The organism is bacterium (assembly GCA_024742285.1).
Classification (GTDB): Bacteria; Myxococcota_A; UBA9160; order UBA9160; family UBA4427; genus UBA4427.
This window is the reverse complement of record JANSYR010000019.1, coordinates 104,348-115,631: the sequence shown is the minus strand read 5'-3', so window position 1 is coordinate 115,631 and position 11,284 is coordinate 104,348. Positions and strand designations below refer to the sequence as shown.

12 protein-coding genes and 1 pseudogene are annotated in these 11,284 nt (G+C 69.3%); all 13 read right to left on the bottom strand.

What is annotated here, in order from left to right; all coding sequences use genetic code 11:
• Positions 1 to 157 precede the first annotated feature (157 nt).
• The 13 genes and pseudogenes from NXI30_25855 to NXI30_25795 all read right to left on the bottom strand — a co-directional run bounded on the left by NXI30_25855 (position 158) and on the right by NXI30_25795 (position 11,279).
• Complete coding sequence (locus tag NXI30_25855) at positions 158 to 700, bottom strand: hypothetical protein (protein MCR9097657.1); 543 nt, start codon at positions 698 to 700, stop codon at positions 158 to 160.
• Complete coding sequence (locus NXI30_25850; GenBank protein ID MCR9097656.1) at positions 697 to 2,295, bottom strand: HAMP domain-containing histidine kinase; 1,599 nt, start codon at positions 2,293 to 2,295, stop codon at positions 697 to 699. The genes NXI30_25855 and NXI30_25850 overlap by 4 nt, the downstream gene beginning before the upstream one ends.
• 167 nt (positions 2,296 to 2,462) lie before the next feature.
• Positions 2,463 to 2,888 (bottom strand): nitroreductase family deazaflavin-dependent oxidoreductase, encoded by a 426-nt coding sequence (locus NXI30_25845; GenBank protein MCR9097655.1) that lies wholly within the window; start codon positions 2,886 to 2,888, stop codon positions 2,463 to 2,465.
• A 43-nt stretch (positions 2,889 to 2,931) separates the two neighbouring features.
• On the bottom strand, positions 2,932 to 3,438 hold the full coding sequence (smpB, locus tag NXI30_25840) for an SsrA-binding protein SmpB (GenBank protein ID MCR9097654.1): 507 nt from the start codon (positions 3,436 to 3,438) through the stop codon (positions 2,932 to 2,934).
• A 96-nt stretch (positions 3,439 to 3,534) separates the two neighbouring features.
• Positions 3,535 to 3,870 (bottom strand): annotated as a pseudogene (locus NXI30_25835) (aspartate 1-decarboxylase).
• Positions 3,871 to 3,954: 84 nt separating this feature from the next.
• Complete coding sequence (gene panC / locus NXI30_25830) at positions 3,955 to 4,830, bottom strand: pantoate--beta-alanine ligase (protein MCR9097653.1); 876 nt, start codon at positions 4,828 to 4,830, stop codon at positions 3,955 to 3,957.
• Between the two features lie 39 nt (positions 4,831 to 4,869).
• Complete coding sequence (panB, locus tag NXI30_25825) at positions 4,870 to 5,700, bottom strand: 3-methyl-2-oxobutanoate hydroxymethyltransferase (protein ID MCR9097652.1); 831 nt, start codon at positions 5,698 to 5,700, stop codon at positions 4,870 to 4,872.
• Positions 5,701 to 6,173: 473 nt separating this feature from the next.
• Positions 6,174 to 6,482: a hypothetical protein gene (locus NXI30_25820; protein MCR9097651.1), complete on the bottom strand. Its 309-nt coding sequence runs from the start codon at positions 6,480 to 6,482 to the stop codon at positions 6,174 to 6,176.
• Positions 6,475 to 7,407 (bottom strand): 16S rRNA (adenine(1518)-N(6)/adenine(1519)-N(6))-dimethyltransferase RsmA, encoded by a 933-nt coding sequence (rsmA, locus tag NXI30_25815; protein ID MCR9097650.1) that lies wholly within the window; start codon positions 7,405 to 7,407, stop codon positions 6,475 to 6,477. The genes NXI30_25820 and rsmA overlap by 8 nt, the downstream gene beginning before the upstream one ends.
• Positions 7,404 to 8,492, bottom strand: coding sequence for a tRNA (adenosine(37)-N6)-threonylcarbamoyltransferase complex transferase subunit TsaD (tsaD, locus tag NXI30_25810; protein MCR9097649.1), 1,089 nt, complete (start codon positions 8,490 to 8,492; stop codon positions 7,404 to 7,406). The genes rsmA and tsaD overlap by 4 nt, the downstream gene beginning before the upstream one ends.
• The gene (gene dksA / locus NXI30_25805; protein ID MCR9097648.1) at positions 8,492 to 8,854 is read right to left on the bottom strand and encodes an RNA polymerase-binding protein DksA; all 363 of its coding nucleotides are present in this window, start codon (positions 8,852 to 8,854) and stop codon (positions 8,492 to 8,494) included. Before dksA ends, tsaD begins: the two co-directional genes overlap by 1 nt.
• An 84-nt stretch (positions 8,855 to 8,938) precedes the next feature.
• Entirely contained in the window at positions 8,939 to 9,640 is a 702-nt protein-coding gene (gene ybgF, locus NXI30_25800) for a tol-pal system protein YbgF (GenBank protein MCR9097647.1), read from the bottom strand.
• A 292-nt stretch (positions 9,641 to 9,932) separates the two neighbouring features.
• A complete protein-coding gene (locus NXI30_25795) occupies positions 9,933 to 11,279 on the bottom strand; it encodes a hypothetical protein (GenBank protein ID MCR9097646.1) in 1,347 nt (448 codons plus the stop codon).
• Positions 11,280 to 11,284: the final 5 nt, after the last annotated feature.

Here is an 11,284-nt window from a genome sequence, read left to right as displayed (position 1 = left end):
TCGTAGAAGCCCTTCTTCTGAAATCGCCAACCGGCTGGATTTGCATGGAAATCACAGTCGGGGTTGGGGCAGTGAGGTGGGCGGCGCAGGAAGGGCGTAGACGACATGCAGACCGACATCGCACGATGCGTGCCGGGTGCAGACTACGGTCCACGTCTCAGTCGACGGGGACGCGAATCCGGTCGCGCCGCGGCATGTAGCGGTAGTGATCGAGGACGCCGTCGACGGTGAAGCTCAGCTCGAGCTCGTGGATCGTCGCGTCCATCGTCCGCGTCCTGGGTCCCCGGGGCTGTCGCGCGGGATAGAACAGGAGGCCGTCCAGGAAACGCCCGGTCGCAGCGATCCCGTCGACGGTTCGGTCGACCCAGGTCTCCTCCACCTCGATCGGACGACCATCGGCGGCGACCGCCGGACGACTCGGATCGTCCGCCGCCCAGTGCACCTCGGCGTAGGCGTATCGCCAGCGCAGGCCGCCACGGACGGACTGCTGGATCTCGCCCGGATTGCCGAAGACCGAGGCGACTTCGTCGATTCCCGTCTCACCCGTCTCGAGGTGCGACACCCAGCGCGGGAACGGATGGGCCGGGATCTCCCCGGCTTCGTCGTTTCCGCCCGTCGCACAACCGAGACCCAGTCCGACGGCGGCGAGCAGGACCACCCGGAGCGGGCGGAAGTACGCGTCGATGCGTCGCTTCGTCATGTCGATTCCTCCTCGGACCCGTCCGGTCCTTCGCGCGGCAGGACGACGGTCACACGCGTCCCGGCCCTCGCTTGATTCTCGATCTGCAGGGCACCGCCGTGGCGCTCGACGATTCGCAGGCAGACCGTCAGCCCGAGGCCTCCGGCCCCGGCCGGTCGCTCTCCGAAGAAGGGATCGAAGACCTCGTCGACTTCCGTCGACTCGATCCCGATGCCCCGATCCTCGACCGAGAGTTCGAGACCACCCGACGTCTCACGCAATCCGATCACGACGTCGGGCTCGTCGCTGAGTTCGACGCTCGCCTCGACGGCGTTCTTCACCAGCTGCGCGACGACGTATTCGAGTTGGACGGGCTCGCAGCGGAGCGGCGCCAGGTCGGGCGCGGCGTCTACGCGGATTCGCGCGCGACCGGCGAGCCCGGGGCGGGCCGTGGCGACGGCCCGCTCGACGAGGCGTGCGACGTCGACGGTCGTCTTCCATTCCGCGACTTCGCTCTTCTCCGCGATTCGCGCCGCCCACTCGCGGATGTCGCGAACGCGCCCCCGTTCGTCGCTGATCTCGTTCGCGCGTCCACGATCGGCGTCGTAGACCTCGAAGAAGCACTCGAGGTCTCCCGCCGCCGCATGGATCTCGTGGGCGGCGTGACGAAGCGCGCGTTCGGCATCTTCGGATCGAGAAGCGTCCATCGAGCCGCTCGAACGGACCGGACTCGGGGCCGGCTCCGCATCGAGCTTCGCATCGGCACGCGCGAGGGCGTCGAGCTTGGCGGCCAGCGCGTCGTCCACCTGATCGAAGAGCGCGAGATGACCGCGCCGAGCACCCGCGACCGCTTCCAGCTGGCGGCGGAGATCGATCGCGGAGCCGAGGGCCACGCCCGTCAGCACCGCGCCCCCCGCGATCACGCCGAGGACTGCGAGCCCCGCGCCCGGCGAGAGCGGAAAGCCGCCGAAGAAGAGCCCCGCGCACACGGTCCCCGCCGCGATCCCTAGACCCGCCACCAATCCCGCGAGCGCGCCCGTCCGGCGACTCGCCTGCCAACGAACGACGTAGCGACAGGTCTCGTCCCCACGAGCGATGCTCGCCTCTACGTCCACACCGGCCGGCAGGAGTCCGTAGAGCCCGGGGATCGCCTCGAGCATCCCGCGGCGCATCGCGCAGAGCGCCTCGGCCGTCCGACCGGCCCCGCCCTCCACCCGATAGGTCAGGGTCGCGCTGCGGCCCTCGATGCCCTCTACGTGCCAGCGGCCAGCGGCGGCCTCCCGCGGAAGCAACGACTGGACCCGCCGATAGGCCTTCTCGGGCGTCGCGAGCCCGAGGCCGTAGAGCTTGAGCCCGGTCGCGTCCGGCGCGACGAGTCGGTGCCCGATCGCGCGAGCCAGCCCGGACTCCACTTCCGCTGCGGCGAAGAGCGAGTCGATCGCGCCTTCGCTGAGCCAGGTGGACGCCGCGGCGAGATCCGTGCCCGTATCCGCGAGGGCGCGCAGGCCGCGTTCCGCCGCGACGCTCCGCCCGCGGACCGCGAGCGCCTCGAGCAGCGTCGTCGCGATCACCTTGTTGCCGGGCCCGTCGGCCCCTCTCGTCCCCTGCGTCGCCATCGCGCCTGGATCGCCTCCGCCGGGGCGTTCGCGGAGCGGTCCACGCGCGCACGCCGGCACTCCGTTCGTATCGGCCGATCGGAGGCAAAACCGACGCAAAAGACGCGCAGAAAAGATGCAGCCGGAGCGGAATCTCTGGAGGATTCCCCCCAGTCGGGCCTGGGAGCCTACGGGTAGTGCTCGCTCCAGCGATCGGCGGCGCGCACGGGATCCAGACGGATGGCGACGAACTCACTCGGGTCGCGAACCCACGCGATCAGCTCGTCGGCCCGGCCGTACTTCTCACGCATCGCTTCGTCGACCTGGTCGTCGAATCCGTCGACGATCAGCGCGCGACACGGGACGCGGCGCCCGTCCCGAACCAGCTGGACGTCGGGGTTCGCCCGCAATCGCGCGTACCAGAGCGCCTCGGGATCGGTCGCGCGAATCCAGAGGTCGCCGGTCACGTCGACGACCCAGACCGAGGTCTGCAGCCCGCCGCCGCGTGCGTCGGTCGTATGGAGATCGGCCGTCTCCGCGGACAGGAAGCTCGTTCCCACGCCGGCGACGACATAGACGATCCCGAGCGCTACGGCCCATTTCGCGAAGAGCATGTCCGACCCCGAAGGCTGACCGCCGCCCCCTTCGTGTGCGGCGCTACCGCGAGTGTCGGCGCATCGCGCGCCGCGCTTCGCGATCTCCCTCACGTCGCTTGATCGACTCTCTCTTGTCGTGGCGCTGCTTGCCACGCGCAAGAGCGAGCTCCACCTTCGCGCGCCCTCGGCGGAAATACACCGAGAGTGGAATGAGGGTGAATCCCTTCTCGGTCACCCGGCTGTCCATCCGATCGATTTCGTGGCGATGGAGCAGCAACTTGCGTCGGCGTTGCGGGTCGGTGGGATTCGCTCGGGTCGCAGGCTCGTAGGGCGAGATGTGCATCTTCTCGAGCCAGGCCTCGCCACGATGGATCGTGGCGAAGGCGTCGCCGAGGTTCGCCCGACCGTCGCGGAGGCTCTTGACCTCGGGACCCCAGAGCTGGATCCCGGCCTCCCAGGTGTCCACGATCTCGTAGTCGAACCGGCCACGCCGATTCGTCGCGACGACCGTCTTGCCGTCGGGATCGACCTTCTCGGCCTGCTTCTTCTTTTTCTTCGCCGGCGCCATGGGGGCGGCAAAGTAGCGGATTCCGTCGGAAATCCGGCTGCTGCGCTATCGCCCTTCGACGGGTCCGCCCGGACGCACGCCGGAGTCGTGCTCCAGGTCCCGGATCACGTTCTGGTGGTCCACGAAGACGCGCTTCGCGTCGTAGCTCGGGACTTCGCTGTCCGGAACGTCGGCCCAGCTCGCGATGATCACGTGATCGCCGGGCTTCATCAGGTGCGCAGCCGCACCGTTGATGCAGATCTGGCCCTCACCGCGCTCCCCCTCGATCACGTAGGTCGTGAGGCGATTGCCGTTCGTGCAGTTCCAGATGTCGACTCGCTCGTACTCGACCATGTCGGCGGCGTCCATCAGGTTCCGGTCGATCGTGACGGAGCCTTCGTACTCGATGTTCGCTTCGGTCACGGTCGCGCGGTGGATCTTGGACTTGAGCATGTGGCGCATCATGGTTGGGGTCTCTCCTGGGCGCGGCGGGTCGTTCGCGACCGCCGCATGGGAAGGGAATTCGAGGGACGTGGCCTAACGGACGGCCAGGACCCGGTTGTCGATCAGTCGGACGTCGGCCCCCTGCCCGTCCGGGTCGGGAGCGAATTGAAGGGCGATCGCCAGTAGCGTCGGCCCTTCCAGGGTGTCGCCCGCGAGCTCGAGCGTCGCGGGATCTCGGAACTCCGCGTAGTCGATCCGGGCCTGCGTCGCCTCGCCGAGCTTCTTCGTCACGGCTTCGAGAAGCGCCGAATGCCCCCGCTCTCCGTCGTCGATCCGCTGCTGCGCGAGCGCGAGGCTCTCGGAGATCCGGAGCGCCTGCTTTCGTCCGACCGGACCGAGATGGACGTTGCGGCTCGAGAGCGCGAGGCCGTCTCTCTCGCGAACCGTCGCCCCGCCGAGGATCTCGATCCCGAAGCCGAGGGCGTCGGTCATGCGCCGGATCACCGCCAGCTGTTGCCAGTCCTTCTCTCCGAAGACGGCCACGTGGGGCCGTGCCGCGAGAAAGAGCTTCGTCACGACGGTCGTGACGCCCCGGAAATGCCCGGGGCGATTCTGACCGCAGAGCGGCTCGGAGATCTCTTCGACGTCGACCCAGACCGGCGCGCCGTCGGGATAGAGCTCCTCGACCCGGGGCGTCCAGACGACGTCGACCCCTGCCTCCCGACAGGCGGCGAGATCGTCTTCCACGACCCGCGGATACCCCTCGAAATCCTTCGGATCATTGAACTGCGTCGGGTTCACGAAGATCGAGACGACGACCTGGTCGACGTGCGCACGCGCCGTCTCCACGAGGGAGAGATGGCCCGCGTGGAGCGCGCCCATCGTCGGCACGAGACCGACCCGCCTGCCGGCGGCCCGCTCCGTATCCGACCACGCCTGAAGCTCGTCTCGCGTGGTGATGACTTTCATTGGAATTCCTCGGTGGGTGCTCGCCTAACGCGTCACGGACTAGCGGTAGGAGTGCTCCTCATCGGGGAACTTGCGATTCACGACTTCGTCGACGTAGGCGCGCGCGGCGGTCGACGCCTGCGCGCCGAGGTTGCCGTACTGCTTGACGAAGGACGGCGTCCAATCGTTGAGGCCGAGCAGGTCGTGCATGACCAGCACCTGCGCGTCGCAGTGGACGCCGGCGCCGATGCCGATCGTCGGGATATCGAGCATCTCGGTCACCTCGCGACCGAGGTCCGCGGGAATGCCCTCCAGGACGACGGAGAAGGCGCCCGAATCCTGGACGGCCAGCGCGTCCTCGATCACCTGATGGCGACCTTCGTCACCGCGACCCTGGACGCGGAAGCCGCCCATCTGATTCACGCTCTGGGGCGTGAGTCCGACATGGCCCATGACCGGGATCTGCGCGGCGACGATCCGGCGGATCGAATCCGCCACGTCACGACCGCCCTCGAGCTTGACCGCGTGGGCGCCGCCGTCCTTGACGAGCTGGATCGCGGAGCGGACCGCGTCCTCCGGTCCCACCTGGAACGACCCGAAGGGCATGTCGGCGACCACCATCGCGCGGCGCACGCCGCGGGCGACCATCCGCGTGTGATAGGTCACTTCATCGAGGGTGACCGGGAGCGTCGTGTCGTGGCCCTGCACGACGTTTCCCATCGAATCGCCGACGAGCAGGACGTCGACCCCGGCCTCGTCGAAGATGCGGGCGAAGGTGAAGTCGTAGGCCGTGAGCATCGTGAAGGGCTCGGCCTTGCGCTTGCGACTGGCGAGGGAACGGACGGTGACGCGGTGTTCGCGGGTGGCCGAAGCCGTGGTGACGGTGGACATGGGGGAATGTCTCCGGTCTGAGCGGACAGATTCGATCGGTCGAAAGGACTCGAACTGTGCTCTCCCGGTCTGCCCGTGCTTCCGGTGGCCTTCGAGGGAGTCTCTCGGGCCTGGCTCTGGAAACGAAAAACGCCTCTCGGATGGCATCCGGAGGCGCGTCAGGGGAGGTCCGGGGCGACCGCGAGAGCGGATCCGTCTCCGGGGGCATTGCTTCCGAGGGACCGGACCTTCGAACGGCGGACGCCGATCGGAAATCAGGGCTGGCTCGGCAACAGTGCTTCGTACCTTCCCGTCACCTCCGTCTCAGTCCCCACTCTCTTTCAGCGCACGCGGCGCGGGGGATCCAAGCGAAATCGGATGACGTCGAGGAACGCTTTCCTGTCTCTGCGGGCCCCGGTGAAGTACGGGTGCCCGGGCGGTTGATCGATGGAGCCCGCGACCTGCGGTGCCCCTCGGCGGTCATGATTTTAGGATCAACGTTCCAGGGGGTCAACGCGTTCGATGAAGTCGCGTAGTGCGGGGGCCACGAAGCGTTCCTCCAGGAATTCGGAGCGGTGTCGCGCCAGGGTCTCGGCGAGGATCCGGGCCTGATGCCGGGGCGGATCGTTCGGGGCAAGAACGACCCAGATTCGGGCACCTACGCGCGCAGCTGCGCTCTGGGTCGGTGCGTTCTCCGCGGCCGCGGCGCCGGCGGAGAGGACCCGGACTTCGAGCTCGGCCTCGTGGGCGAGGCCCAACAGCCCCTCCAGCAGCTCCTCGTCGCGCAGGCCGCCATCAGCCATCGGTCGCATCCGATGCATCGAATCCGACCCCCTCGCCCGCCTCGACGGGGCCCAGCTCATCCCTCGAGAACGCGCGGGCCAGCGCCAGCCAGGCCTCCGGCTCGATCCGCTCGGGCCGGAGGCCGGGATCGATTCCGACGTCGCGGAGTCGGGCTTCGAGGGCCGCCCGACGCTCCGGCTTCTCGAGCCCGGGGAAGGCCCGCTCGGCGATCCGCGCCAGGCCGTTCGTCACCCGCTTGCGGCGCTGGCCGAAGGCGGCGCGGGTCAGCCGCTCGACCGCGGCGAGCTCCCCCGCCCGGAGCGGGCTCTTCGCCCTCGGCCAGACGCGGACGAAGCTCGAGTCGACCTTCGGCTGCGGGAAGAATCGTGCGGGGGCCACGCGGGCGATCGTGTCGACGTCGGTCGCCAGGCGATGGAGCACGGTCAGCGAGCCGTAGGCCCGGTCTCCGGTCTGCGCGACCAGTCGCTCCGCCACCTCGGCCTGGATCATCACGCTCCAGTCGGCGAGCACGTCGCGAAGATCGAGCAGGGTCCGCAGGAGCGGCGTCGCGACCGAGTACGGCAGGTTCGCGATCAACCGGACCGGGCGCCCCTCCGCCGCGGCGACCCATGCCCGCCAGTCGATCTCGCGCGCATCCGCGTGGATCAGCTCGACGTTCTCGGGCAGGAGCGACTCCGCTTCGAGCGCCCGGACGAGCCCCGCATCGACCTCGACCGTCCGCACGCGATCGACGATCCCCGCGATCGCGCGGGTCAGCACGCCGAGCCCCGTCCCGACCTCGATCACGAAGTCCCCCTCCCGCGCGCCCGCGCGGCGGGCGAGATCGAGCGCCAGGTCGGCGTCGGTCAGGAAGTTCTGGCCGAGATCGCGGGAGAGGTGGAGCCCGTGGCGGTCGAGGATCTCGCGCAGGGTCGTGGTGTTCACGCCGGCGCCTGCGCCGGGTCGCGCCAGGGGGCTTCCCCGATCGGCACCCGTGAGAACGCCTCGAGGGAGAGGTCGTCGCGGACGCCGCGTTCGAGGAGTCGCGTTCCCGCCGCTGCGATCATGACGGCGTTGTCCGTGCAGAGGTCCATCGGCGGGAAGATCGCCTCGAACCCGCCGCCCGCCCCTGCGGCCTGCATCTCTTCCCGCAGTCGACGATTCGCGGCGACACCGCCGACGACGGCGATGCGCCGCGCCTCCTCGTGCTTCATCGCCCGCGCCGCCCGGGCGACCAGGCTCTCGGCGACCGCGGCTTCGAAGGACGCGGCGAAGTCGGCCACGTCCTGCGCTTCGAGTGCCGCGAGGCCGCCGCGACGCTCGAGCGCGACGGAGACGGCGGTCTTGAGCCCGCTGTAGGAGAAGTCGAGGCCGCCGCGGCGCGCCATGGGGCGCGGAAGATCGACGGCGGTCGGATCCCCGCCCTCAGCGACCTGCGAGATCGCCGGCCCGCCGGGATAGGGAAGCCCGAGCAGCTTCGCGACCTTGTCGAAGGCTTCGCCGGCTGCGTCGTCCCGGGTCTCGCCGAGCAGGACGGGCACGCCCTCGGCCCCCACGCGGTAGAGCGCCGTGTGACCGCCGGAAACGACGAGTCCGACGTAGGGCGGGCGGAGCTCCGCGCCGGCGTCACCCCCCTGCCCCGCGACCTCCGCAGCGACCAGATGCCCCACCAGATGATGCACGCCCACGAAGGGCAGATCGTTCGCGAAGGCGAGCGCCTTGGCAAAGGAGAGACCGACCAGCAGCGACCCGACGAGCCCGGGGCCCGCGGTGACCGCGACGCCGTCGAGCTCCTCGGGCCTGAGCGAGGCTTCCCGGAGCGCCGCGTCGACGACCCGGGAGACCACGCGCACGTGATCCCGACTCGCGAGCTCGGGCACGACCCCGCCGTAGGGCGCGTGGACGCTCTCCTGCCCGTGGACCGCACTCGAGACGATCTCGCGCCCACCCCGCAGGACCGCCGCCGCCATCTCGTCGCAGGAGCTCTCGATCCCGAGGACGAGCCCGTCTCTCGGAAACGAGTCGGACATCAGGCGTTCCGCCGCTCCAGCGCCTCTTGCTCCGCCTTGCAGTCGATGCACAGCTCCGCGACCGGGCGCGCCTGGATGCGCTTGAGCGAGATCTGCTCACCGCACTCCTCGCACTCGCCGTAGACGCCCTCTTCGATCTTCTTGAGCGCCTGCTCGATCTTGCTGATCAGCCCACGTTCGCGTTCGCGCAGTCGCCCCTGGAACGCGAGGTTCTGCTCCGAGGAAGCGGCATCGATCTCGTCCGGAAAGTCGTCGGGATCGAGATGGATGTCCCCGGACAGCGTCTTCTGGGCGTTGCCCATCAGCTCGTCGCGCTGCTCCTCGAGGATCTTCTTGAATCGCTGCATGTCACGCTTCTTCAACGCTTCGCTCCATCGTGTGTCGTTCTGCGAGGCCTTGCGACGCGCTCTCACGCGTCCCTCGCACGGGGTTCGTGCCGCGGGCGATCAGCCCGCGCCCAATCGTTCGAGCTGCCGTGCGGCTTCGCCGGCGCGCTCGGAATCCGGATAGTCCTTCTGCACCTTCTTGAAGACCGTCCTCGCGGCTTCGTGGAACTTCGGTCCCAGCTTGAGCAGGGATTCCCCCTGTCGGTAGAGGGCGTCCGGGGCCTTCGGGCTGTCCGGGTAGACCGAGACGACGGCGTTGAATCGCACGACGGCGCGCTTGAACTCGTCGTTCTTGTACGTGCAGTCCGCCAACCAGTAGGCGGCATCGTCCGCGTAGCCCGACTTGGGCCAGCCCTGCAGGAAGCCCGTGAAGCGCTCGATGCAGACCGGGTAGTCGTCCGCGCGCCAGGCGCCGAGCGCGTTCTGGTAGGCGGCCAGCTCCTGATCGAGACCGGTCTCCGTCGCCGACGTTTGTTCGGTCTCTTGCGTCGCGGCCTCGTCCTCGCCGGTCACACTCGCCGCGCCCGCGGTGGCACCGCCTTCGGCGATCACGGATCGCGTGCGACGTACCTCTTCGAGCGCATCGGCGGCTTCCTTGCGCGCGAGCTCGAGCTCCCCCTGCAGGTCGCGCACTTCCTGGCGGAGGGCATCGACGTCGGCGGAAAGCTGCGCGATCCGCGCGAAGGGGTCGGGCTCGTTTCGCGCGCCGGAGTCCATCGCGGAGACCCGCTCCTGCAATCGCAGGAAATCCCCCTGGCTCACGCAGCCGAGGAGACCGAGCACAGAGAGGCCGACCGCCAGCGCGAGCGTGCGTCGCCGCGCCCCGGCCAACGAAAGGCGTCCGCGACCCGGCCGGGAACCCCCGGCCAAGGAAATGAGCTGCTTCATCGTCGGCATCTGCATCACCGTTTCGTTCCCCTCGGTCGGTGCGCCCCAGCGCGGTACGGACAGGTGGCCCGGTTCCGGGGGGCGCGGAGTCTAGCAGCCCCATCGGGATGCCACTCGGGCTCGGGAATCGTGCGAATTCGGCCCAGTCGGGCGGCCCTTGCGCGCCTCAGGGCACTCTCGGCCCCCAGTCCGGCTGGATGTTCTTTCCCGCCCGCATCGTCATCCGCTGGAGGTTCTCGCCGTTCCAGTCCATGACGTAGATATCGAAACGGCCGCGCCGGGAGGACGAGAAGGCGAGCTTCCGGCCGTCCGGGGACCAGGAAGGGGCTTCGTCGCTCCGGGCGTGCTGGACGATCGGGAAGTTCACCTGACCCGAGGGATCGATCAGCCAGATGTCGAACTGTCCGCGCACCCGGGTCTCGTAGGCGATCCATTTGCCGTCCGGAGACCAGACCGGCGAGGCGTTGTACGCGCCGGTGTAGGTCAGCCGGCGGAGGTTCCCGCCGTCGCGATCCATGATGTAGAGCTGGGGCGCTCCGCTCCGGTCGGAGCAGAAGACGAGCTGGCGCCCATCCGGCGACCACGAAGGCGAGATGTCGATCGCCGGGTGGTTCGTGAGGCGCCGCGGCTCGGACCCCTTCCGCTGGACGCGAAAGATCTCGGCCGCGCCATCGACGCTCGACACCATCGCGAGCTCCTCGCCGCTCGGATCGAATCGCCCGCGGTACTTCGGGAGCCCGCGGAGCAGTGATCGCAGGATCGGGCCCGCTTCGATCTCCTGCGAACGGGAGATGATCGTGAAGCCGGGCGCGGCGCCATCGTAGTTCGTGAAGAGGAGCGCGCGTCCGTCCGGCGTCCACTCGGGGAACATCTTGAGCGTCCGGCTGCCCGTGGCGGGGCGCTGGTCCCGGCCGTCCGCGCTCATCACGTAGACCTCGCGATCTCCGGTCCGGTCGGAGATGAAGGCGATCTCCGTCGCGGAGACGCCCCGGATCCCGGTCACCGCCTCCACGACCTCGTCCGCGATCGTCCGCCCGGCCGGCGCGAGCGCGTTGCGATCCGCGAGGACCTTGCCCGTCTTGAGATCGACGCAGCCGGCGACGTCGATGATCCGGAGATCCGCGCGCAGCTGCGCCGCCTCGCGCTGGACCTCGCCGACGACCAACGCGTCCGCCCCGCTCTGCTTCCACGCGTCGCAGTCGACGCGCTCCTCTTCGGCGGGCGAGAGATCCGGACCGAGATAGGCCGCCCGCGCCAGCGGCAGGACCTCGCTCGAGAAGCTCAGCGCGCGCTCGATCTCGTCGCGCAACGACTCGATCCGCTCCTCACCGACCGGCGGCCCGACCTCGCGAAAGCGAAGTACGGCCGCCCGGAACGACTTCCCCCCGCCCGGCGTGATCTCGAGGGTCGGGAGCGGGCCCTGCTCGTTCGACAGGTCCTTGGCGAAGGCGACGGGAGCGACGAGCCACGACAGGGCGAGGAAGAAGCAGAGACATCGCTTCGGGAGTTGCATCGTTT

Bases quoted from the DNA above. Each gene is read 5' to 3' on its own strand.
- smpB (MCR9097654.1), bottom strand. From the start codon at position 3,438: ATGGCGCCGGCGAAGAAAAAGAAGAAGCAGGCCGAGAAGGTCGATCCC.
- panC (MCR9097653.1), bottom strand. From the start codon at position 4,830: ATGAAAGTCATCACCACGCGAGACGAGCTTCAGGCGTGGTCGGATACG.
- NXI30_25820 (MCR9097651.1), bottom strand. From the start codon at position 6,482: ATGGCTGATGGCGGCCTGCGCGACGAGGAGCTGCTGGAGGGGCTGTTG.
- NXI30_25795 (MCR9097646.1), bottom strand. From the start codon at position 11,279: ATGCAACTCCCGAAGCGATGTCTCTGCTTCTTCCTCGCCCTGTCGTGG.
- NXI30_25855 (MCR9097657.1), bottom strand. From the start codon at position 700: ATGACGAAGCGACGCATCGACGCGTACTTCCGCCCGCTCCGGGTGGTC.
- NXI30_25845 (MCR9097655.1), bottom strand. From the start codon at position 2,888: ATGCTCTTCGCGAAATGGGCCGTAGCGCTCGGGATCGTCTATGTCGTC.
- NXI30_25850 (MCR9097656.1), bottom strand. From the start codon at position 2,295: ATGGCGACGCAGGGGACGAGAGGGGCCGACGGGCCCGGCAACAAGGTG.
- panB (MCR9097652.1), bottom strand. From the start codon at position 5,700: ATGTCCACCGTCACCACGGCTTCGGCCACCCGCGAACACCGCGTCACC.
- tsaD (MCR9097649.1), bottom strand. From the start codon at position 8,492: ATGTCCGACTCGTTTCCGAGAGACGGGCTCGTCCTCGGGATCGAGAGC.